The organism is Paenibacillus sp. 32352, from assembly GCF_002042965.1.
GTDB lineage: Bacteria > Bacillota > Bacilli > Paenibacillales > NBRC-103111 > Paenibacillus_S > Paenibacillus_S vulneris.
Window position 1 is genome coordinate 1 of the sequence record NZ_MZNT01000060.1, and the last position, 321, is coordinate 321.

A 321-nucleotide genomic window follows, 5' to 3' on the forward strand; every position below is an offset into this window, starting at 1 on the left:
AGGAGCCAGCCGCCGAAGGTGGGGTAGATGATTGGGGTGAAGTCGTAACAAGGTAGCCGTATCGGAAGGTGCGGCTGGATCACCTCCTTTCTATGGAGTCCATGATGACTGTAGGTCATCGGACAATAAAGCAGCTGATAACAGTTGCAAAATAGTTGACAACTGACATGGCTTTGCCTATGTAACAGTTGCAACAGCATTCACTCGTTGCTCAGTTTTGAGAGGGTAATACTTCTCTATATTCGTTTGGTGATGATGGCGGAAGGGAACCACGCGTACCCATACCGAACACGAACGTTAAGCCTTCCAGCGTCGATGGTA

At 48.9% G+C, this 321-nt stretch carries 2 rRNA genes; both read left to right on the forward strand.

Going from position 1 to position 321, the window contains the following annotated elements:
* A 16S ribosomal RNA gene (locus B1728_RS35555) occupies window positions 1–90 on the forward strand; the annotation flags it as partial.
* A 155-nt stretch (window positions 91–245) separates the two neighbouring features.
* Window positions 246–321: ribosomal RNA gene (gene rrf / locus B1728_RS35560) — 5S ribosomal RNA — on the forward strand; the annotation flags it as partial.